This window comes from bacterium (genome assembly GCA_040757115.1).
Classification (GTDB): Bacteria; UBA9089; CG2-30-40-21; order CG2-30-40-21; family SBAY01; genus JBFLXS01.
The window spans coordinates 1-20,818 of sequence record JBFLYA010000051.1 but is presented as its reverse complement, the minus strand read 5'-3'; the positions used below and the strand labels follow the sequence as shown (position 1 = coordinate 20,818).

General features: G+C 34.0%; 16 protein-coding genes. 5 read left to right on the top strand and 11 right to left on the bottom strand.

The features are described from left to right. Positions 1-496 precede the first annotated feature (496 nt). The 3 genes from AB1422_06250 (at position 497) to AB1422_06240 (ending at position 4,994) form a co-directional block, all read left to right on the top strand. Positions 497-646: a hypothetical protein gene (locus tag AB1422_06250; protein MEW6618935.1), complete on the top strand. Its 150-nt coding sequence runs from the start codon at positions 497-499 to the stop codon at positions 644-646. 184 nt (positions 647-830) lie between these two features. Then, entirely contained in the window at positions 831-3,416 is a 2,586-nt protein-coding gene (locus AB1422_06245) for a pitrilysin family protein (protein ID MEW6618934.1), read from the top strand. A gap of 33 nt (positions 3,417-3,449) precedes the next feature. Continuing rightward, positions 3,450-4,994 (top strand): hypothetical protein, encoded by a 1,545-nt coding sequence (locus AB1422_06240; GenBank protein ID MEW6618933.1) that lies wholly within the window; start codon positions 3,450-3,452, stop codon positions 4,992-4,994. 333 nt (positions 4,995-5,327) lie between these two features. On the opposite strand, the gene AB1422_06235 is transcribed toward AB1422_06240, so the two are convergent. The 6 genes from AB1422_06235 to AB1422_06210 all read right to left on the bottom strand — a co-directional run bounded on the left by AB1422_06235 (position 5,328) and on the right by AB1422_06210 (position 10,250). Then, entirely contained in the window at positions 5,328-6,287 is a 960-nt protein-coding gene (locus AB1422_06235; GenBank protein ID MEW6618932.1) for a glycosyltransferase family 2 protein, read from the bottom strand. Between the two features lie 15 nt (positions 6,288-6,302). Then, positions 6,303-7,220 carry a transketolase C-terminal domain-containing protein gene (locus tag AB1422_06230; GenBank protein MEW6618931.1) on the bottom strand — a complete coding sequence of 306 codons (918 nt, stop codon included), beginning with the start codon at positions 7,218-7,220 and terminating at the stop codon, positions 6,303-6,305. A 4-nt stretch (positions 7,221-7,224) separates the two neighbouring features. Beyond that, positions 7,225-8,037 carry a transketolase gene (locus tag AB1422_06225; GenBank protein ID MEW6618930.1) on the bottom strand — a complete coding sequence of 271 codons (813 nt, stop codon included), beginning with the start codon at positions 8,035-8,037 and terminating at the stop codon, positions 7,225-7,227. Between the two features lie 98 nt (positions 8,038-8,135). Beyond that, on the bottom strand, positions 8,136-9,218 hold the full coding sequence (locus AB1422_06220) for an NAD-dependent epimerase/dehydratase family protein (protein ID MEW6618929.1): 1,083 nt from the start codon (positions 9,216-9,218) through the stop codon (positions 8,136-8,138). A gap of 5 nt (positions 9,219-9,223) precedes the next feature. Further along, positions 9,224-9,895, bottom strand: coding sequence for a class I SAM-dependent methyltransferase (locus AB1422_06215; protein ID MEW6618928.1), 672 nt, complete (start codon positions 9,893-9,895; stop codon positions 9,224-9,226). A 226-nt stretch (positions 9,896-10,121) separates the two neighbouring features. Then, positions 10,122-10,250, bottom strand: a complete 129-nt coding sequence (locus AB1422_06210; protein ID MEW6618927.1) for a hypothetical protein — start codon at positions 10,248-10,250, stop codon at positions 10,122-10,124. Between the two features lie 581 nt (positions 10,251-10,831). Between AB1422_06210 and AB1422_06205 the strand changes: the two genes are divergently transcribed. Continuing rightward, complete coding sequence (locus AB1422_06205) at positions 10,832-11,749, top strand: FlgD immunoglobulin-like domain containing protein (GenBank protein ID MEW6618926.1); 918 nt, start codon at positions 10,832-10,834, stop codon at positions 11,747-11,749. Between the two features lie 11 nt (positions 11,750-11,760). After that, positions 11,761-12,684: a PorV/PorQ family protein gene (locus tag AB1422_06200; GenBank protein MEW6618925.1), complete on the top strand. Its 924-nt coding sequence runs from the start codon at positions 11,761-11,763 to the stop codon at positions 12,682-12,684. 193 nt (positions 12,685-12,877) lie between these two features. On the opposite strand, the gene AB1422_06195 is transcribed toward AB1422_06200, so the two are convergent. The 5 genes from AB1422_06195 to AB1422_06175 are packed head-to-tail and all read right to left on the bottom strand — an operon-like array spanning position 12,878 to position 20,583. Continuing rightward, positions 12,878-14,401: a HEAT repeat domain-containing protein gene (locus AB1422_06195; GenBank protein MEW6618924.1), complete on the bottom strand. Its 1,524-nt coding sequence runs from the start codon at positions 14,399-14,401 to the stop codon at positions 12,878-12,880. Positions 14,402-14,449: 48 nt separating this feature from the next. Beyond that, positions 14,450-16,603: a tetratricopeptide repeat protein gene (locus tag AB1422_06190; GenBank protein MEW6618923.1), complete on the bottom strand. Its 2,154-nt coding sequence runs from the start codon at positions 16,601-16,603 to the stop codon at positions 14,450-14,452. Continuing rightward, the gene (locus AB1422_06185) at positions 16,600-17,853 is read right to left on the bottom strand and encodes a PorV/PorQ family protein (protein ID MEW6618922.1); all 1,254 of its coding nucleotides are present in this window, start codon (positions 17,851-17,853) and stop codon (positions 16,600-16,602) included. Before AB1422_06185 ends, AB1422_06190 begins: the two co-directional genes overlap by 4 nt. Positions 17,854-17,865: 12 nt before the next feature. Then, complete coding sequence (locus tag AB1422_06180) at positions 17,866-19,956, bottom strand: 6-bladed beta-propeller (protein ID MEW6618921.1); 2,091 nt, start codon at positions 19,954-19,956, stop codon at positions 17,866-17,868. A gap of 12 nt (positions 19,957-19,968) precedes the next feature. Then, positions 19,969-20,583, bottom strand: a complete 615-nt coding sequence (locus tag AB1422_06175) for a hypothetical protein (protein ID MEW6618920.1) — start codon at positions 20,581-20,583, stop codon at positions 19,969-19,971. Between the last annotated feature and the right edge of the window lie 235 nt (positions 20,584-20,818).

The window sequence follows — 20,818 nt, the reverse complement described above, 5'->3', positions numbered from 1 at the left end:
TTTTCAATTTCGGATTGTAATGAATCTTCATACTTACAACCCCCTAACCCCCTTTATATACTTACAACCCCCTAACCCCCTTTATTAAGGGGGAATATCTGTCCTCCACCTCTAATCTTTTCTATATTTGGGTGAGAGAATTTCGTGAAGCCCTATGCTTTCTGTATAAAGAAGAATAACAAATTTTTGGATAAATGTCAACAAAAATCGTGTCCGTTATGTAATGCGTCAGTCATCGGTGGTAAAAAATATTCCTCTCGCAAAGGCACAAAGGAGGCAAAGAAATTTCAAATCACAAATTCCAAAGGACAAATAAATCCCAATGACCAAAATTCAAATTTCCAAATTAGTCCGTTCCTCGATATTCGTTGAACGAATAACGAGGAGTCTTAAACAATGAACTCTGAACGAATAGAATTTGGTGTTTGGAATTTGGTAACCGTTCAGGATATAGCCACAGAGTCACAGAGAACACAGAAGGAATATATAACCACGAATGAACACAAATACAAAAAGATTTGTAGTGCGAGGCGTTAGCTTCGCTTCTGGCAAGCCAAAAGGCGAACTTAAAGGTTCGCACTACATTTATGGGTTGTCAGAGGTTAATTCGTATCCATTTGTGGCTACTTTCCTTAATTCTCTGTGAACTCTGTGCCTCTGTGGTTATATTCCTAACGGTTACGATATTTTTAAAAAATTTTCGGTCAGCCTCTTGACATATACTAAAATTTCTGCTATAATACCCCCACCCAGAAAGGGCAAAAATGAATGCACGGTCCAAAAGACCCAAAAAGCAATTTCTTATCAGTTTAAAAAAGGAGATTTGTTCAATGAAACATTTAATGGCAGTATTGATAACCTTAATGATGTTGGCAGAAGAGTTAGTTTCTGCGGCACAGATAGTTCAAACTACATTGGATAATGGTCTGCGTGTGGTGATTATGGAAAATCACGCCGCACCTGTTGCCACAATGCAAGTTTATGTCTATAATGCCGGCAGTATCTATGAACAGGAGTATTTAGGGGCAGGAATATCACATTATTGTGAACATATCATTGCCGGTGGGTCAACAAAAAATCACAGCAAGGATGAAATCGAAAAGATTATCCAATCAATCGGCGGGGCATCTAATGCCTACACCTCATCAGACCATACCTGCTACTATATTTCTACCGCAAATCTATACTTTGATACGGTTATAGACCTTTTATCTGATTGGATTTTGAATTGTAACTTTGACCCAGAGGAAATCGAACAAGAAAAGGGGGTAATTTTAAAAGAAATAAATATGATTGACGATGACCCGCAAAGGATGTTAAGCAAAATCTATAATCAAACAATGTTTCAGCGTCATCCTGAACATTTTCCCATAATTGGCATCGCAGAATTATTTAAAAAATTAACCCGTGACGACCTTTTGAAATACTATCATCGAATGTATGTCCCTCAAAATATAATTGTTGTTGCGGTTGGTGATTTTGACTCAAAAGAGGTATTAACAAAGATAGAAAAGGCATTTGCCGATTTTAAAGGCAATCCTACTCCACCTATTTATATTGAGTCTGACCCAAAACAAATGGGGAAAAGGACAGTTGAGAAGGAATTAGATGTCAAACTTACCTATTTATTGATGGGATTTCGCACCGTGACGATTACTCATCCGGATATGTATCCGCTTGATGTCCTGGCCTGTATTTTAGGTCAAGGGGAGAGCTCAAGACTATATCGCGAAATAAAGGATAAAAAACAACTTGTTCACAGCATTTCTGCCTCATCTTTCACCCCGCGATATGATGCCGCTGACTTTACGATTGAGGCAACATTGGATTATTCTAATATTCATCAAGCAGAAAAGTCTATACTCGATGAGATTTATAAATTAAAAAAAGAATCTGTTTTAGATGAAGAACTTGAAAAGGCAAAAACACAAATAATAAGTGAGTATGTCTTTGCCAATCAAACCGTGCAAAGTCAAACCAATGTTATTGGTAGAGATGTCCTTCATACGGGTAATCCTTTATTTCACGAAATTTATGTAGAAAACATAAAAAAGGTGACGAAAGAGGACATTCAACGGGTCGTAAATACATATTTTTATGATGATGCCTTAACCGTGGCAATGCTAAAACCTAAAGGAGCAAAATTAGAGAAAACAGAAACGGCAAAAGAACAAATTGCGGTTGGAAAGGTAGAAAAGGTAATTTTGGACAACGGTATGACCATTTTATTAAAACAAAATGTAAATGTGCCATTAGTCTATATTGGTGCATATCTTAAAGGCGGACTACGGTATGAAAATGCACAAAATAATGGTGTGTTTAATTTTATGGCAAGGATGCTGATTAAAGGCACAAAAAACCGCACTGCAGAACAAATTGCTAAACAGATAGATTCGATAGGTGGAAGTATCAACGCCGCTGGTAGTGAGGATTACTTCAATTGCTCCTTAGAAGTTCTGAAACAGGATATTAACCTGGCTATGGATATAATTGCCGATGTTTTGATGAATCCTGTTTTTGACGAGGAGGAGTTAAAAAAAGAACAAAAGGCAATTTTAGCCGATATTGAGAGTTTAGACGATAATTGGAAGGCACAATCAGAGGTCTTTTTCAAAAAGACATTTTACAAAAAAAGCCCTTACCAATTTATCTCACTCGGGACAAAAGAAAGTATTACTAATCTAAAAAGGCAAGATTTGGTTGATGTCTGGAAAAGATATTGTCTGCCTAACAATATCATTCTAACTGTTTTTGGTGACATTGACCCCAAAATAGCAAAGGAATTAATATTGGAGAAATTTAAAGGGTGGGCGCCGGCAGAGATTACTTTCCCGGAAGTAGTTGTTGAAGAACCACTTTCTTCAAATGTTGAAGCGACTATGAACACGGAGAAAAAGCAGGCGGTAATCTTTATGGGCTACTCAGGAATGAAGGTCGGAGATAAGGATTGGTATACAATGCGGGTTATTGATGCCATTACCTCTGGCATTGGTTATCCTGGAGGCTGGTTACATAATACCTTGCGCGGTGAGGAATTAGTTTATTTTGTCCATGCCTGGAATGAGGTCAAACAAGACCCGGGCTATTACGCTATTCAAGCCGCCACAACGGTTGAAAATCTGGATAAGGCATTAAAAATTATCAAAGAAAAACAGGAATTAATCAAAAACGAATTAGTTTTAGATGAAGAATTAGATAGAGCAAAAAAAGCCTGCATTGTGATGGAGGCATTATACTTAAAGCAAACAAACTCATCCCAGGCATCATTATCCGCTCAATATGAACTTTATGGTTTAAACTATGACTGGCGGGATGATTTAATTGAAAAGATAAATGCTGTGACGAAGGAAGAAGTTAAAAGTGTTGCTAATAAATATTTTAACAATTATGTCCTGACTATTACTCGACCCAATTAGTCATTAGTGGTTTATGATAATGACTGAATACTTATGAAGAAGTTAATCTCAGTCCTATTCCTTATTTTGATATGCCATAATTTATCCTTTGGAGAAATCAAGATTCCTACCATAAAAATTGAGGATGAAAATGACATCTGGGAATTATATACTGATAATGAAATTTCCTGGAATGATTATGAAATCTTAAACTACCTTTATCAACACCCCATTGATTTGAATACTGCAAAACCTTCAGAAATTCAAGAATTACCTAATATAAGTTTTGACCTGGCTTACCAGATTTATAATCAAAGACCTTATAAAACCACTTTAGATATAATCCCTATCGTTGGCAATGATATATTTGAACAAATTAAGGTATTTATTCAGGTTGAAGAATTATTGAAAGGAAAGTTTGACTTGTGGTCGAGCGAAACCCTTGAGGATAATAAAAAGGCAGAGGTTAATACAAAATTAGGTATTTATACTAAAAATATAAAACTTGGTGGTTTCGGTCAGCGTGAAGAGGAGATTAAATTAAAGAAAAGATATTTAATGTGGCCGCAAATCCTCATCGGTAATTATCAAGCACGATTTGGTGAAGGGATAACCTTTAATTCTGCCCATCGTAATTCATACCAGGGTGTTGTTCCGGATGATATGACCAGAAAAAGTGATATTCAAGATGGAATATTCATCGAGACATCTTTTGATAACTTAAATTCTGCCTTTTTCTATTCCTGTGTGGATTTAAGTAAATTCCCAAACAATGTTTTATCAGAATTTGATGGTAAAGAGGAATTATGGGGAGGCAATCTTAATCTGGTAAAAGGCGATAATCACATTGGACTAACAGGTTATATCAGTAATTTTAATTCTAAAGATGAAAATAAACGGATTGAAATACTGGGAATGGACTTTATGAAAAGGATTAATACGGCAGAGATTGCCGCAGAAATAGCCAAAAGTAAAAATCAAGGCACTGGAATATTTCTTAGAGGGTATAAAAAGATAAGTAATTTTAAATATTGGCTCTCATTAAGAAGATATGAACAAGATTTTATTAATCCCCATAGTCAAATAAAAGAAGGGGATGAGAAAGGCGGTGAGGCTAAAATAGAGTATAGTTCAGGGAACTTAAAACTTACAGGATTTGTTGATTACCATAAACATCCTTCTATTTTTATCACAGATGAAACATACTGGGGTTGTGTTGAGCACAAATTATCCTCTCGAGTAAAAATCAGGGGTAAAATTGAATATGAAGATAAAGATATAGTCCGGGCTGAAGGTAAAAAGACCAATTATTCCTTTGAGTTAGACAATAATTATGAAAAATTTGATATAAAGTTTTATTATAAATATACCAGTGAAGATAAAAAGATTAGTGACTATGCCTATGCGAAGTGGACATATTATTTTAACCCGGGGATAACCTTCACTTCAAGGTTTAAATATGGTTCGGATGAAAAAAGGGAAACTTATGGACAGATAAAAATAAAAAGGCAGGGAAAGGAATTAATAACTAAATATACTTATACATCCTCTGAACCTCATCCACAGGCGTTTTATTTTAAGATAAAAGTGATTTGGTAAGAAAGCAGGTAATCAGTAATCGGTGGAAGGGATATAGGCAAAATGAGCATGAGAGAAAACGGGAAAGTAAAATTTCCTTGCACATTTTAGTAACCGTTCACCTCACCACTTTAAATTTCTAACCCATTGATATTATTGATATTTCATTTTTTAAAATGACAAGTTTTAGATCAAAATGACCAATTTAGTATGAAGTTGCATCAAGGTTTGACCATAATTATCCCTTTTGGAATGTGGATATGAAGATGTTGTAACAGTTTAGCCATTTCTCTCAGATGACTAAACTGTTACCCCTTATTTTACCCCCCCAAAGGTTACATTGCTTGTAATTCCTCACCGCACAGGTCGATATATTTTAAGCATTTTTCTTCTCATTGTGTTAAGTTTTTGAGTATATAAGAATGATAAAATCAGACTTCTCCAAAAAAATATATTGAATCTAAATTCCTTAAATTGGAAGAAAATAAAGATGGTTTTGAAATACTTAACTAAGGAAACTTTTTTTGCACAAATAAGATTAGACAAGGTTTCTTTTGCCCGCTGACTAATCAAAATTCCCTTTGCTTTTTTTAGTTTTTCTCCCTGACAGACCTTTTCAATAATATCTAATATCTTCCTGGCGTTATAATCATTTGAGAGTGACCAGAAAAGTTGATTATTAACTCGATGAATAACTATAACTTCAGGTAAATAGCAGGATGTGGTTTTATTTAACACACTTCCTACCAGGAACATCTGACAATACATAGTTCCAATAGTACTTCGAAATTCAGCCAAATCAATACAATCTCGTCTGACAATTATACCACTCAAGATATGACTTAAAGAAAAGAGGTTGATTAACCCGTCTTCCCCTTTTTCAAAGGACTTAAATTCTTTATGCTTTATATTAATATTAATACATTCTTTTTTATCATCATCAAAATCTTCATATCCTCCCATAATAATTCCATAATTAGAATTATCAATGAGGTTAATTATTTTGGAGATTGCTTGTGGTTTTACCTGGTCATCATCAGTCAGAAAAAATATATATTTAGCCCTTGCTTTTTCCAATAAGCTTAAATAATTCCTTTCAGAGCCAATATTTTCTTTATTCCGAAAATATCTAATCCTTGAATCTGAACTATAATTTTTGACAACTAACTCCGTATCATCATCAGAGCAATTATCACTAACAATTATTTCAATATCATCATTCTTATAGGAATTAATAATTGATTTTAGACATTCTTCTAAATATCTTGCCCGATTATAGGTGGGTATTAAGATAGATAACTTTAATTCATTCATCGTAAATTTGCCTTTTTATATATTTTTCACCTGTGATAATATTCTACTTTTCATCTTACTTACCGACAATCCATAAATATTTCTTAAATAATCTTGAGTTCCTACTTCTTTAATAAAGGCATCAGGTAATGAGATTTTAAAAAAAGGTAAGTAGATTCTATTCTCATACAATAATTCCGCTATAGATGAGCCTAATCCTCCTACTTCTGAATGTTCTTCGATGGTGAATATAAATTTCCCCAGGTCATCATTTATTATACTCTTATCCAATGGTTTAATCGTATGAACTTGATATAAATTAAGGTTGAGTCCTTCCTGGTGCAATTCAGACACAAGTTGTTTAGCTGAAGCCAGCATATTTCCGGTAGTAAAAATAGTACCATCTTTGCCCTGATTTAATTTAATATTTTTACCAATGGCAAACTTCTGATTTGGGTTATAAACTATAGGTTCACCTGCTTTACCTATTCTAATATAAGATGGTCCATTTCTTTTTATAATTTCTGAGACTAATGCCTTAGTTTCAATAGGGTCTCCAGGACATAAAACCGTCATATTAGGCAGACTTTTCATCAAGGCAATATCTTCTAAAGCTTGATGAGTAGAACCCTCTTTACCATAGGTAATTCCTCCTCCCAGACCAATTATATTGACATTAAGATTTTGATAACATAGATCTATTCTCACCTGTTCAAAGCTACGCATCGTATCAAATGAGGCGAAGGTATATAAAAATATTTTTTTACCTGCCAAAGCCAAACCAGCCGCAATTCCTACCATATTGGCTTCTGAAATACCTGCATTGATAAAATTTTGGGGAAATTGTTTTTGAAAATTTTCAAAAACAGAATAACCCATATCCCCGGTTATCAAAATAACATTTTTGTCTTGTTTAACAATATTTGACAATTCATCTACAAAAGCTGTCCTCATAATATTATACTAAACATTCCTTTGCTTTTTTAAATTCCTCTTCTGTCGGAGAGCGATAATGCCATTCCAATTTATTTTCAAGAAAGTCTACACATTTCCCATGAAGTGTATCCGCTATAATTATTGTTGGTCCTTCATTGTTCTGTATCGAATTGAATGTCTCCACTAAAAGAGTTATATCATGCCCATTTACTCGTAACACATTCCACCCAAAAGACTGCCATTTCATCTGTAGCGGTTCTAATTTAATAATCTCTTCGGTATAACCGTAACCCTGTATTTTATTTCTATCTAAAATAACTATCAGGTTATTTAAGCGATGGTGATTAGCAAATAAGGCTGCCTCCCAAATCGTTCCCTCATTGCATTCTCCATCACCAATTAAGACATAAACCTTTTTGTTTAGATTATTCAATTTATTAGCATAGGCTAAACCACAACCAATTGACAAACCATGTCCCAAAGAACCAGTAGAGGCTTCAATTCCAGGAATAGTGTCTAAGGAGGGATGGGCTCCCAAAAGGGAACCATTTTGATAATAGGTATTCAAGGTATCTTCTGTAATAAAACCTTTTTGCCATAAGACAGTGTATAGAGCTGCACAGGCATGTCCTTTGCTTAAGATAAACCGCTCTCGATTAACTGAACGCCAGTTTTCTAATGTTATATCTAATATTTCATAATATAAGACAATTAAAATCTCCACTATGGAAAAAGAACAGCCTAAATGAGAACTTTTTGCTGTGGTAATAATATCAAGTATTTTAACTCTAACCTGTTTTGCTAAATTTTCTAAATATTTTATATCATTAATCATTTAACACCTTTTGTAAGCTTTTTGATCAGCATTATTGGTATTTCGGTGTCTGGTGGTCTACGTATCTCAGATACATAGACACTCAACCATCTGAAGGGTTACATTTTTTCTTTATGATAAGCAATTATTTTTTTAAGGCATTCTTCTAAGGTAATTTCGGGGTTATACCCTAACTTTTTTCTTATCTTATCAATACTAACACAACTTCTCTCTGGTGACTCAACTATATAATCTGTCTGTTCTTTTTCCGGCATTTCAACTTTGATCTTATAATCAAAAAGTTTAACCATCATTTCTGCCAGAGACTTCATACTTATTTCTCCAGAATCATTACCTATATTAAATACCTCTCCATTATAATCAGCTAATAACACCAGGAAAAAAGCAATAGTTGCATCAGAAAGATCACAAAAAGTCCTTGTCGCAGTTCCTCTACTCAATAATTTAATATTCTGTCCATTCAATCCATTATTTATAAAATCTGCAATAACCCGACCATCATCTAATGAAATCTCTGGACCAAAAATATGAGATGGACGAACTATCTTAACCGGAATACCAAATTCCCAAAAATAATTCATACATAAAGTTTCTGCAAACTTTTTGGATTCTACATAACAAGATCTATTGTTGAGATGAGAAACCCTTCCTATATAATCTTCAGGAGTAGGAATATTATTTATATCTGGTGTTCCATAAATCTCTGCACTGCTAAAATATAAAAAACTCTCTATTGGATTTTTCCTAGCATATTCAAGTAAAATTATAGTTCCATTGACATTAGCAAAAATAGTATCAAGCCTATGTTGTAAGTAATGTTTAGGGGAAGCCTTAGATGCAGCATGAATAATAAAATCAACTGGATAATTGAAAGTAAATGGTTGACTGACATCTACGGTTATTTGAACAACATCATCTCTTTTTAAACTATAACCTAATCGGTCATTATCTAATATCTTGTTTCTGGTTAAAACATAAATTTTACATTTATCTTTAAAATATATATCATTTAAACGAGTCAAAACATAAACCATATAACTGGGAAGCATTCCATTTGCGCCTGTGATTAAAAAAGATTTATTTTCTAATCTTTCAATTTTATCACCTAACTTTTGAATAATTCGAGCAATATCATCTAAAATAATCTTTGATTTGAATCTCTCCATATTTTCTTTTTCCATATCATCTACCTTTTCTTAATACATTGAAACCCAAAGTTATAGGAAATAGAATGACCATAGGGTAATTCCCTGATGCCTAATCGGGGAAGATTGAAAAGAGAAGCTACTTTTATAACCTTAAACCCAAAAAAATCTAAACACTCCTTTAATGAACGCGGGGTAAAGAAACGAATATGGTCTGGTTCAATTACGCCCCAAATGCCAAATAACATTTTTAATCTCAAGTACCACCACGCAATATTAGGAGTAGTAATAACAAAAAAACCATCATCTTTTAGCACTCGGTGTATTTCCTTTAACATATTGTGAGGGTTTTTTATATGTTCAATCACTTCACAACATACAATTAAGTCAAAGGTTTGATTTTCAAAAGGAATTTTTTCTCTCTCTACATCTACCTGAATAGTATTAATCCCTCTTTCCTTAGCAAGTTTAATTGCTCGTTCATCATAATCAGTTCCTATTACATCATATCCCTTTTTTATAATTTGTTCACTGAATAACCCCGAGCCACATCCTACATCTAAACATATTTTTTCTTTTTGATTGCTTGGAGGTATTAACTTTCTTATTCGGAAATTATGCTCTTTTGCTAACTGTAATTGTGAGATACTCACATCTCCATCCCAGAAATGGGATTTATTTATTTCCCACCACGGATCGTTTTTAAAAAACATATATATCCCTCCTTTGTAACAATTTAGCCATCTGAGAGAGATGGCTAACCTGTTACCAAAAATTAATGTGATAAAGCACTAGCCCACTCAATATTTAATTGTCCAGCCTTATTTGTGTACTGGTTAATCTGATTAACACAGACCTCATACATATCAACATTTTGATTTTTATATGCCTTAAACCACTTAACTGTCTGGGTAATGCTTCTTGCCAGGTATAAACTGGTTACCAGTTAAGTAAGTTAGCCGCTTTTTCCCAGTTTATCCGCAAGATAGATGTTTCGTGAGGTTCATCCTTTGAACTTATATCTTTCCACTCTCCTTGCCCCCATAATTCAATCACCTTTTCTACCAACTACTCTGGTTGTCACCCCTTTCAATTCGAGTGGACCAAAATTCCAGGCTTGAGCAAATTTATTTTCCTTGGGTTAATAACTTCATCGCCAGAAGAAGATAACCACTCACTGGCTCAAGGACATACTGCCACGGACGAGTAGAATTAGGGTTGCGAATCTCAATTAGTTTATCTTCCATAAGGGTTCGCATGCAGTCACAAACAAGTCTATCCTTGCCCCAATCTCCGCCGCCTATTGTATTACCAGCACGGGTTGAAACAATAGCTAAGTGAACTGAACTGATAGGAAATTACTTTTTAAGTGTTTTGGGTATTATATCCATTTGTGCCCATTGTGAGGATATTTTACCACAAATTTTATCCTTTGTCAACAAAAATCGGCTCTTTTCAGAAATTCTCGGTGAAAAATTAGATAGAGACTCATTATTCCTTATTTTCCTCTCAAAATCTTTACGAAAAATATTTTTCTCTATCTCTCCTCAACATAGGTGAATTCAGTCTCTAAAAATTCACCGAGAATTGCTGATGCCCCCAATATTTCCTTGACAATTTTAAGAATATAGAATATAATATCTGTTAAGATGAAATGTAAGGTTTTCATAGTAGTTTTACTTTTATCATTAGTATTTGCAAATTTAACCTTTGGTATTCAGCCACTTGATGAACTTCAACCAATTATCCCCCCAAACAATGCAACTAATCAATCTATAGATACAGACTTAGTCTGGTCATGGACAGGTGGTACTGTAACTTATGAAGTGTATTTTGGAACTCGTTCATTTACTCTAAATAAAATTGGAACTACTACTTCCACCTTTTATAATAATTTACACCAATTAGCCTATGATACATGGTATATCTGGAAAATCATTGCTACCAATGGCACATTCACTGAAGGAGGTACCTGGACATTTAAAACTATTGACGATAAACCACCTGGAACACCAACTGGTCTTATTGCTAATGCAATTTGGTGGAATGAGATAAAATTATCCTGGAATGATACCTATGACGATGAATATGATTTTACTATTCAAAGAAAAACGGGTGTGGATGGAGTTTATAGCACAATAACCACTGTAGTTGCAAATACCACTTCATATTACGATAAAAATTTAAGTGAAAATACTACTTACTACTATCGAATAGCTGGACGGGATGGTTATGGATATTCAAATTATTCTGAACCAATATCTGCTACTACTCCTCTAAGACCACAATTTAACCCCTATGATAACTTATTTGACCCAACAAAAGGACAACAAGTAACATTTAGATATACCCTTTCATGGGCTGCTAAAGTAAAAATTAAGGTTTATACATTAGATGGTCTCCTGGTAAAAACAGTTGTAGATAGTTATAGGGATGCCGGACCACATAATACGGATAAATGGGATGGTAAGGATGAAGATGATGAGATAGTTGCCAGTGGAATTTATTTGGTATATTTTGATTGTGGCTATTTCAATGAAATAAAGAAGATAGCGGTGATTAAATGAGGGGGATAACAGTGATAAGTTTTATAATTTTAAGAACTATCCTGGTTTTTTCAATATGGTGGGTTATGTTATTAACTCATCAAGCTGAAGCAGGAGATAAAACTTCTGCTCTGGTAGTGCTAAAATTTCCCACAAGTGCTCGACTATCTGGCATAGGTGAAATTGGAGTTAGTTGCCCAAATGGCATAGATAGTATCTTCTTTAACCCTGCAGGCTTGTCATTAATTGACCATAAGGAGGCGGCTTTCTTCTACTCAACTCTATTGGATATTAAACATGGTTTTGCAGGCTATGCACAAAGGGTGAAAGAAAATAGTGTCTTTGGTCTAAGTATTGCTACATTGCAAGTGGGTGATATTGAAATTAATTATGAGAATAAACCCTGTAGAAAGGTAAAGGCAGAAAGTGATTATGTGATTAGTCTATCTGGAGGGCTAAAACTAACTAAAAATCTATCAGCAGGAATTAATCTTAAAAAGATACAAAGTGAATTGGTAGAAGAGATAAAGGCAAAGGCGTATGCTATAGATTTTGGGACATTATTACTTATTTCAGAAAATCTTAGCTTTGGGGTGGCAGGACAAAATTTTGGGTCAGATGTAAAATATCGTGAGAAAAAAGATCCATTGCCATTCAATATACGAGCAGGAGCTTCTTATAAATTTCTACTTCCAAATGCAAACAATATTCTTTTAGGTGTAGATTTAGTTAAACCTAAAGGAGATGATATTAAAACTCATGTGGGAATGGAATATTTAAATGTAGAGTGTGAATTAAATGTGTATCTAAGAGTAGGATATGCATTTGGATATGAAACAAAAGATTTTACTGCTGGGCTGGGATTTGTCGAACGAGGTTATTCTTTAGACTATGCATATCTAGTGCGTGGAGATCTGGACAGGAATCATTATATCTCTGTAGGAGTGAAATTTTAGGGGGGCATTTGGGGTCATGCTATAAAAAAACTCCGAAGCCCTTATGATTTTATCTCTTATTTATCGAGATGAAAAGATTAATTATTGGGTTAGTTAAGAACTTCGGAGTCACTGATTATCAGAGAACAGAAGTCAGATTATAATGTTTTACTTTATATCTATCTTCTGTTTTCTGTTTCTAACGAAATTCGTATTATTGATTTTCTTTTATCGTTTTCAGTGCATTAATAATCCCTTTAGCAAATGTTCGGACACCCGGGTCATTATCGTTTTTTGAGGCAGAGACTAACACATTCATTATCCTTTTGTTTTTATAATCTATTTTAGCCAGTGATTCAATCGCGGTCATACGGACAGTTTTATTTGAGTCATTTTTTAAAATCTTAATCAATGGTTCAAGTGCCTGTTTATTTTTCATTTTCCCCAGCCCAATGACTGCCCCGCCTCGTGCATACCAATTTTCAGAAGTTAAAGTAGTAATTAATGAATTAAAAATTTGGTCGTTGCCTGTTTTTCCAATTTCACCTAAGGCGATTCCGATATACCATTGTGTTTCGTCATTTTCTATAGTCTTAGTCTCATTTAGCTCAATTAAAGGTGTAATAGCGGATGTGCCTATTTTTATTAAAGTATTTGTAATGGTGTTTTTTAAAGTTTTCTCCCTGGCATTTTGTAAGCCAAACATCAAAGGTTTTATTGAAGGTTCGCCTATTTTTATCAGGGCATTACTACTCAATTGTTGAATAAATGCGTTTTTATCATTTAAGAGGGGTATAAGATGTGATATTACCTTTTCCTCTCCTATATTTCCTAACGCAGATATTGCCTGTGCCTTAATATTTATGTTTGAATCATTTAAAAGTCCAATCAGGTCATCTACTGCCCTTTTATCACCTACTTTGCCGAGTGTAAGTGCGGCATAAGTTTTTACCTCTTCGTCTTCCTCTTTTAAACTATTAATTAACATTTCTATGCCGTCATTATTTCCTAATTTAGCAAGAGCAAAGGCGATATTAAGTCGAAGATTTTTATCCTCCTCTTTTAATAAAGGCAGGAGATATTTAATTGCATTTTTATCACCAATATTTCCTAAAGCCTCACCTGCATGCCAGCGAACAAGTATATTTTTACTATCCAATGCCTCAATCAGGGGTTGAGGATTGCCTATTTGCGAAAGTGCCTCAGTGGCTGATTGTTGAACCTGACTATCCTCATCCTTCAGCAGGTTAATCAATGGTTTTATTGCCTCTTGAATCTTAAGTTTGCCAGCTGATTTAGCCGCATTTTCTCTAACAAAAGGTTGTTTATGGGATAGTGCGGTAATTAAAGCTTTAGATGCCCGGTCACCTCCTATTTCACCCAGTGCCCAGGCGGCATTACCCTGCACTACCCAATGTGAATCTGTTAGTTTATCAATTAACGGTTTTAATGCCTGGTCATCCTTTAATTTACCCAGTGCCTTGACTGCTTCTCGTCTCACTTGCCAATCTTCATCTTTTAAAGCCTGAATCAATGGTTTTACTGCCTTTTTATTTCCTGATTCGCCTAAGATAATTGCTGTTTGCTTACGAACTTCAGCATCCGTAGATTTTAAAGATTGAATTAAATTTCTGGGTATTTTTGCTTCCACTTGTTGATTGGCACAACTTGTTTGAGTTAATAATAAACCCAAAATAAATATAATCATCATTATTTTTTCTCTTATATTCTCTTTCAATTTAATTTCTCCTCCTTTTTATTTGATAACTGGTTAAATACTTACCAATTACAATTTATTCAAGACCCCCATGACGCTTTCGCGAACTAAACTATCGACTATTCCTGATGAATAGCAATAAACTATTTTGTAGGCTATTTCTGCGTATCGCCGTGCTTTATCGAAATCATTTTTTTCTTTATAAGTTTTGACTAAGTTTGAGCATAAACCAACAGACTTCCTGTAAATATCTACTGTTCTTTTATCCCTCATTCCTTGATTTATATATGCCTGGCTCAAGGCAATAATCAAATCATGATTTTCTGGTTCGTATTTCATTGCCTCCTCATAGATTGGAATTGCCTCATTATCCAATCTATCTTCTTTCAGATATACCTTTGCCAGATTTTTTACCACAGTTTCATCTCTATGTCCTAATTCATATAATTTTTGAAAAACATCAATTGCCTTTGCCTCCTCTCCATAATTACAATATGTTTTTCCAAGAATATTCAATATATGAATATTATTTGGGTCAAATTTTAATGCCTCTTCAAAAATTTCAATTGCTCGTTCTCCGGGTCTCTTTTTCTTCATATAATAATCTGCAACAATTCTAATCATTTTTCGATTACCGGCATCAAGGAATATCGCTTTGTCATAGACTTTTATAGCCTTTTCATCTACCTGGTCTAATTTCAGATAAATTTCTGCTAATGCTGGATAAAGCCAGACTTTTTTCCCTTTTGATATTGCCTCTTCATAGATTGAAGCCGCTTGGTCATATTTTTTTTGCCAGAGATAAATTTTTGCTTTTATAGAATTTGATTGTGGCAAAATGGATAACCCTAAAATAACTATCAATAAAACCGAGGCAATATCACTTACATTAAATTTCCATGGTTTATTTTCTTTGATTAATACTTTTTGCTTTATCTCTACTGGGGTTTCTGGAGTTTTTAAAGAGGCGATGGCTTTAGATTGTTGGGATTTTTCCAGAATTGTTCTGACTTCATCTATCTTTTTTTGTGCCATTATCTTTTCTTCATCGGTAATAGCGTATTTAAGTGCCTGACTAAAATTTTCCATTGCATCTTTACATCTATTTTGAGCTATTCGGCTCATTCCTAAATTATACCATTTATGGTAGGTTTCCTGGCGTTTTGTCTCATTCAAAGACCTTTTTGCCTGATTTAATTGGACGGTTATCTTTCCTTTTTCATCGGCGGTAGTGGCATATTTAAGGGCGTTATTAAAGTCATTAATGGCATTTTCCCATCTTTTTTGAGCCATCTGTTCAATTCCTGAATTATACCGCTTCCAGTAGTTTGCTTTAACTTTCCGTTTATTCAAACCAATTTGTGCAGATTTTAACTTTTCTTTTATCATTATCTTTTCTTCATCGGTGGCGGCGTATTCAAGTGCTTGATTAAGGTTCAAAATTGCCTGTTCCCAATTTTGTTGAGCAAACTGGTCAATACCTGAATTGTAGCATCTGAAGTAATTTTCTCTTATTCTTATCTTATTTAAGTTGTCTTGTGCAGATTTTATCTTTTCTTTTACCAGTGTCTTTTCATAATCCATTGTGGTATATTCGAGTGCCTGGTTAAAACTTGAGATGGCATCTTCATATTTTTGTTGAGATAGTTGGTCAATACCTGAATTGTAGTATTTGCAATAATTTTCTTTTTCAATCGCCTTTTTTGCTGAGGCTAACTTATTTTTAGCAGAGGTATAATCCGGGTTAATTTCAAGTGCCTTTTTGAACCATTTTATTGCCTCCTCATACATTTTTTTGTTATAATAAGCACAACCAAGACCATTTAACGAGTCAACGCATACAGGGTTATTTTCTAATTCCTTTTTGAACTCCTCAATTGCCTCATCAAACATCCCTTTATAATAATAAGCACAGGCAAGATTACTATGTGTAACTTTTGTCGTTAAGTTAAATTCTAATGCCTTTTTATAATTAGCAATTGCCTCATCAAACTGTCCTTTTTCATAATAAGCACAGCCAAGATTATTGTAGGTGATATCGTAGTCAGGATTTAATTTTATTGCCTTTTTATACATAGAGATTGCCGCTTCATAGTTTTTTTCTGCTCGATACTTTTCTCCTTGATTAAAATAGAAATAGGCATTTTCCTCAGTGCAGACATTCCTATTATTCATTATTAACATTACCCCAAGCAATGTCAGGGTCAAAACTAAATATCTCATATTTCATCTCCTCCTATGGTTACTTTGGCTCTAACTTCTTCAGGTTTTAGAGCATCTGATTCTTCTGAATCCTGGATTTTGGATTCTGGCTCTGGTAAAGGGTCTTCTTGTTTCTGGTCTTCTTCAAATTCTTCTATGACCGGTTTTTCTACGGTTTCTATTTTTTGTATCGTTTCTTTTTCAGATTCGACATATTCAATTATCCTCTTCTCTTCGGACTCAAAAACCACATTGGGCTTTGAGTCCGAAGAGGTAGAGGGGGAGAGGACATTAGTATTTTGGATTTTGTTTTCTGAACTTTGGATTTCAGGTTTTAGGCTTTCATTCTGGACTTTCGACTTTAAACTTTCAAACTTCATATTAAGAGAAAGTTGATGAACATTACCGAGGTCATTGTAAGAAGAATAGGCATAATCAAGTTTATATTTATCGTAATTTACTCCAAAACCGAAACTTAAGTTACCACAATCAACACCTGTTTTATATCCCAGTCTAATAGCGATATTTTCCATTTCCGGATACCGATATTCAGCACCTAAATGTAATCTCAGTCCATTATCATTGTTAGGTAAATCAACATCCATTGCCAGAGTGAGTATTTTGTTTGTTAACAATCTGTAACAGGCACCTAATTTAATATTATAAGGCAGGTTATCTTTAAAATTATTAAAAAGTGGGAGAAAATTTTGGAGTGTCAGTCCACAAGTTAGATTTTTAATAGATGTGTTATATAATAATCCTAAATCTGTCACAAGGGCACTTCTTGATGATTTAATTTTTTGATTAACATATTTTAAATTCAGTCCTGAATAAAGATTAGGTTTTATTGTCCTGGCATAAGTGAGATTAAGTAACAAATCGGATGCTTTAAATTCTCCAAGGTAAGTTTGATTTTGGTCATATTCTTTAATATCATTTATTCCAAGATAGGACAGATTAGTGGCAAAAACACCAGGCAAATTTAGTTGTGATAATGGGTTGATATAAGTTAAGTATTCGTAGTTAATCTTTTCAAACCAGGCGATATGGGTAAAGGATAATTCTTTATTTTCGAACAGGGCTAATCCGGCAGGGTTATAGTGGATGGTTGTTGAGTCATCGGCGACGGCGGCAAAAGCTCCACCCATTGCTGTCGGTTTGGCACCAACACCTATTTTTAGAAATGTCGCTCCGCTTTTTCCTTGACTTTTTGCCTCAGTTACAGAGAATAAAACTAATAAAACTAATAAAGAGAATAATATCTTTTTCATTTGATTTTTCCTTTACTTTTCTACCGCAATTTTAAACTTTGTTGTGGCATCTTGAGTTTTAATCACGCAGATATAAACGCCTTCTGAGACTATTTCATTATCATCGTTTTTGCCGTCCCATTTATCCTGACATTGTCCGGCTGGTCGTTGTGCAGAATCAAGTAAGGTTCTAATTAGTTCACCGGCTATATTATAAATTTTAATCGTGATTGGTTGTGTTGTTCCAATGGTATAAGTAATCGTTGTCTGTCGTAGATTAGGATTAAATGGATTTGGAAAATTATAGGCGTTTATTTCTGAATTAGGAACAGGATTATTTTGATTAATCTCATTTTCAAACTTCTGGACTCGTTGATTTCCAGTATCAACGATATAAATATTATTTTCATTATCAAGTGTAATTCCTCTTGGTGAATTAAACTCACCATCATTATCTCCGTAATGTCCATAGGTAGAAATAAAATTACCATTGGCATCAAATACCTGTATTCGATTATTTCCCTTATCTACGATATAAAGATTATCACTTACATCAATATCAATTCCAAAAGGGCTATTGAACTCGCCGTCATCCTGTCCATTCTCACCAATTTTTTTAATAAAATTACCATCTTTATCATATACTTTAACACAATGATTTTTAATATCCACAACATAGACTTTATCTTTAGAATCAATCTCTATATTTACAGGGATACTAATTGTTTCAGGATTAAGTAAAGTGGACCACTGTTTTTTGAAAACACCTTGTTTAGTAAAGACCTGTATGCGTTGATTATCTTTATCTACGACATAAATCAAGCCTGTAGAATCAACCGCTAAGTCATAAGGTGATATGAACTCTCCTTCCATAGAGCCGTATTTGCCCCATTTGCGGATAAAATTTCCATTTTCAAATACTTGAATTCTGCAATTTTCCGTATCCGCCACATATACCCGATTATTATCCTTTGTATCTACCAGTATCCCATAAGGATTCCAGAATTTACCAGGCTCCATAACTGGGGTGCTTTTACCACCCCACCATCTAATAAAATTACCATTTTTATCAAATTGTTGGATGCGATGATTATTAGAATCAGCGACATAGATATTATTTTGAGAATCCCTATCAATCCCAAATGGAGAATTGAACCTTCCTGGCTCATAACTATATTCACTCCACATCTCAAGAGGAGTAGCTGTTTCATCAAACTTTTGAATACAATTATTTACTTTATCTGAGACATATACATTACCTGAACTGTTAATAACTATTCCTTTAGGAGATTCGAATTTTCCTAATCCTTCACCTCTTTCCCCAAATTTTTTCACAAAACCACCATTTACATCAAAAACCTGTATTCGTCTATTTGTCGTATCAACGACATAAATCTGCCCGGTAATTTTATCCACATTTATTCCTGTTGGGTAATCAAACTCACCGTCTTGATTTCCTTTTATGCCCCAACTTCGTATAAAATTACCGTTTTTATCAAACTTCTGGATACGATTATTATTTGTATCCGCAACATAGATAGAATCATTTATATCTAAAGTTATACTTTGTGGACTGGAGAATTTCCCGGTTTCGGTTCCATAACCGCCAAACGCCATAAGGAAAGCGGCTGTATTACTAAATTTTTGGATACGATTATTATTTGTATCCAGAACATAAATATTAAATTCTGAATCAACAACAATATCCTGCGGTAATTTGAATTCACCATAATCGTCCCCAAAACTACCAAATATCTGAAGTAATTTTCCATCAGAGCTAAATTTTTGGATACGATTATTCCCTGTATCAACTACATAGATATTGTCATTTTTATCAATACCTATTCCTTCAGGAGCAAGGAATTCTTCTCTATTATTACCTTTTTTCCCCCAGATGGTAATTAGATTTCCCATAGAATCAAATTTTTGAAGGCGATGATTTGCGGTATCTACAACATAAACATTACCTTGTGAATCAACACCTATATCACCTGGTGAATTAAATCGATAAATAATAGCATCGTCAGGCCATTTTCCAATAAATGAGAGTAATTGTTGAGCAAATATATTGTTATATGCTAAAATACAGACTAAAGAAATTAAAGGTATAATTTTTTTCTTCATTTTTAAATTTCCTCAGATAATTGATGGCATTAGAGAGAAGGTGATAGTATTTTTATAATGGCCGTGTGTATATCGGGCTAAATTACCCAGGCCGGCTTTAAATACTATCAATCTTGCATCTTTAGTTGACATAGTTACTTTAAATATTTCCTGAGCTTCGTTATGAAGTCTAAGCCAATATGTCTTTTTATCGGGATATGTTCTAAATTTAGTGGTTGCACCTTCGATATTATTCTGGAGGATATATGTTTTTTCTGTTTGAACGGCTAAATATGTATCTTCGAGTCTGAGGATGCCTTCTGGACCTCCATACTGAATACCATGGACATAAAGAAGTCCACCATTTTGAGCATTACTGAACATAGTCAATTCAATAGCGCTGCTCCTATCGGCAAAGCCTTTACCCGGGTCTATCTCTTCATTTCCACCTTCATATTCATCTTTACCTAAATTTCGGGCATAATCCTCAGGACCAGGAATTATTCGTAAATTTGCGGTTAAAATCTCTAATTGGATAATCTCTGGCACCTCTAATTCTATATCTACATCACCTTGTTCTATTTCTCCCCAAACCGTCCCGCTTATAAGTAATAACCCACAAAGTAAATAGGTTACTCTTTTAATCATAAAAATTACCTCCCTTTCAAATCGTCAACCCGTAAGCATTCAGCCACAGAGGCACAGAGTTCACAGAGAATTAGAGAAATTAGCTACAAATGGACACGAAGTAACCTATGACATTCGATAAATGTAGTGCGAACCTTATGGTTTTTGCAAAATTAACTTCCACTTTTCTGGAATACCATAAAATAAATTAAAAATCAAACATCAAAATGTAAAATTACAAATCAAAAATCAAAAT

What these genes read in the sequence shown, in the direction of transcription:
- AB1422_06250 (MEW6618935.1), top strand. Translation starts at nt 497, where the DNA reads ATGAACACAAATACAAAAAGATTTGTAGTGCGAGGCGTTAGCTTCGCT.
- AB1422_06245 (MEW6618934.1), top strand. Translation starts at nt 831, where the DNA reads ATGAAACATTTAATGGCAGTATTGATAACCTTAATGATGTTGGCAGAA.
- AB1422_06240 (MEW6618933.1), top strand. Translation starts at nt 3,450, where the DNA reads ATGAAGAAGTTAATCTCAGTCCTATTCCTTATTTTGATATGCCATAAT.
- AB1422_06235 (MEW6618932.1), bottom strand. Translation starts at nt 6,287, where the DNA reads ATGAATGAATTAAAGTTATCTATCTTAATACCCACCTATAATCGGGCA.
- AB1422_06230 (MEW6618931.1), bottom strand. Translation starts at nt 7,220, where the DNA reads ATGAGGACAGCTTTTGTAGATGAATTGTCAAATATTGTTAAACAAGAC.
- AB1422_06225 (MEW6618930.1), bottom strand. Translation starts at nt 8,037, where the DNA reads ATGATTAATGATATAAAATATTTAGAAAATTTAGCAAAACAGGTTAGA.
- AB1422_06220 (MEW6618929.1), bottom strand. Translation starts at nt 9,218, where the DNA reads ATGGAAAAAGAAAATATGGAGAGATTCAAATCAAAGATTATTTTAGAT.
- AB1422_06215 (MEW6618928.1), bottom strand. Translation starts at nt 9,895, where the DNA reads ATGTTTTTTAAAAACGATCCGTGGTGGGAAATAAATAAATCCCATTTC.
- AB1422_06205 (MEW6618926.1), top strand. Translation starts at nt 10,832, where the DNA reads ATGAAATGTAAGGTTTTCATAGTAGTTTTACTTTTATCATTAGTATTT.
- AB1422_06190 (MEW6618923.1), bottom strand. Translation starts at nt 16,603, where the DNA reads ATGAGATATTTAGTTTTGACCCTGACATTGCTTGGGGTAATGTTAATA.
- AB1422_06185 (MEW6618922.1), bottom strand. Translation starts at nt 17,853, where the DNA reads ATGAAAAAGATATTATTCTCTTTATTAGTTTTATTAGTTTTATTCTCT.
- AB1422_06180 (MEW6618921.1), bottom strand. Translation starts at nt 19,956, where the DNA reads ATGAAGAAAAAAATTATACCTTTAATTTCTTTAGTCTGTATTTTAGCA.
- AB1422_06175 (MEW6618920.1), bottom strand. Translation starts at nt 20,583, where the DNA reads ATGATTAAAAGAGTAACCTATTTACTTTGTGGGTTATTACTTATAAGC.